Source organism: Pseudomonas fluorescens (genome assembly GCF_902497875.1).
Taxonomy (GTDB): Bacteria; Pseudomonadota; Gammaproteobacteria; order Pseudomonadales; family Pseudomonadaceae; genus Aquipseudomonas; species Aquipseudomonas fluorescens_BR.
The window spans coordinates 1-1,955 of record NZ_CABVHY010000096.1 but is presented as its reverse complement, the minus strand read 5'-3'; the positions used below and the strand labels follow the sequence as shown (position 1 = coordinate 1,955).

General features: G+C 58.6%; 2 pseudogenes. Both read right to left on the bottom strand.

The features are described 5' to 3' along the window. A pseudogene (locus F8N85_RS33775) lies at positions 1–1,467 on the bottom strand (hypothetical protein); the annotation flags it as partial. A gap of 171 nt (positions 1,468–1,638) precedes the next feature. Next, positions 1,639–1,790 (bottom strand): annotated as a pseudogene (locus F8N85_RS35360) (GntR family transcriptional regulator); the annotation flags it as partial. Positions 1,791–1,955 lie beyond the last annotated feature (165 nt).

The window sequence follows — 1,955 nt, the reverse complement described above, 5'->3', positions numbered from 1 at the left end:
CTTGATCGTGTCGGGGAAGTGCTTGCCCACATCGACCTTGCTGACCAGGCCGAGCAGATACTCGGGTGTCATCCATTGGTCCACCGGTTGCCCGCCGGTATGGCGCAGGGTCATACGGCCCTTGGGTTTGCCCGAGAGATTTTTCAGGGCCAGGTCGGTCAGGGACATTTTCACCGGTTCCAGGTAGCCGCTGCCCAGATCACCCACGGGGACGTGAAACGTCAACTCCAGCTTATCGGACGAGTAGTCGGGCGCGTCGGGATGATCGGAAAGTATCTGCTCGTGCAGCTTTCGGGCTGCAAATGCACGGATGTCCTCGATACCCTCTGACCAGGATTTGCCCTGGGCGGCCTGCCGGGCGCTGGCCAGTTCCAGGCTGTGTTTGCGGTAAGCCAGCTGATCGGCAACCGTTGCGTCCTTGAGCCAGTGCGGCAAAGCCGATTGCACATGTTGCAAGTGTCGGGTTTGCATCTGCGCAGCGTGCGCGAACAACGAGGCCGGATCAGTCACCCGCGTGTAAAGCTTTTCCAGTTCGCTGTTGCTGATGCGCGCGGGCAGCGTGATCGCCGCGAGGTCTTCCAGTTGTTGATTCAGCACCAGGGCGGCCTGCACGTCGAAAATATTTCCGTCGGGCTCGTAGCGCTTCCAGGTGAAGGCATCGAGGTCCAGTGGTCGTTGTATTTTCTGTCCCCATGCCTGGCCGAAATCGCCAAGGGACGCATATGACTCTACGGTACCGGACACGCTACACAGCAGCGCCCGTGCCCCCTGAGTAATCAGCAGATCGGTGGACTGCAATGTCGTGGACTGGAGGCCTTTGGATGCAGTGGCTTGCAGGGTATAGGCGTGAATGGCCGGTAGAGGAGGACGGTCTTGTAAACAGGGGTGATCGACCAGTTGCAGGAGTGTCGTGGCCAATGTCGCATCGCCGCTCGACTGGCTGACGGCTGCTGCTCTCAGCGAGTCGCGCAGTTGATCGCCCAACCATTGCAAGCGACTGCTGCCGCTATTGCCGAGCTCATTCCAGTAAGCGACCAGGGTCTCCTGGAAACCGATGTACAGAAGGGAGGGGAGTTCCCGAATGACGTCTTCGATCATCGACAGGCTGGGCCAGGTGCTTTCAGCGGTATCGCCGATCGATCGGTAGGTTATTTTCTGCCGTTGCGCATTGACCAAACGGACAGGACGATCATCTATTTGTGTTGAAAAAACAGGGGTATCGCCGCTGGCGAGATAGGCAAGTACGACATCGACCAATGAGTGGGTGGTGTAGCCACCTGTTTCATTGGGAAAGTCGAGGTAAATCGAGCTGATCTCAGTATTGAGTGGCGCGGTTTTTTCAACAATCTGCTGCTCGAGCATCTTCGTCACAACCGAACGAAGCGTCGGTCGGTTGGCGAATTGAGTGCTGACCGCACGGGCAAGAATATTTAACCGGGAGGGGGAGGTAGACGTTGGTAGGGGCATGTTGCGTTCCTTCGCAATAGGGCTGATGCGACGCCCGTCAACCATGCAAAGCGTGGGTGGGCGCCAAGCTGTATTGCCAAGGGTAATGTACGAAAAGATCGGGGTGCGCCAGCGCGATACCACCCTCCAGAGCTGTAAATGTGCTAGAGGCACTCCATTGATGAGCACCAGCTACACGGGGTCGGTACCCAGCAGACATCCAATGCACTGCGCGCATCATCCAGCTGTACCAACGTCGCATGCCGAGCGCCCAACGCATCACGATTCTCGATTGCCGTGAGAATCGCCTTGTGTCGTGGCAACGCCAGTTCATGCAGGTTCGGCGGGCTTGCCCCTGCCGGCCGGTCCGCGCTCGGGCGCAGCCGTCGTAAAACCGGCTGATGCGGTCTACCTGAATAACCGCGACTGACCGTTTCAGGGCCGCTTCGCGAACCAACGGGGCAAGCCCTGATGCCAGCCGTTACGCGAACCGTAGCAGCTGGCGAAGC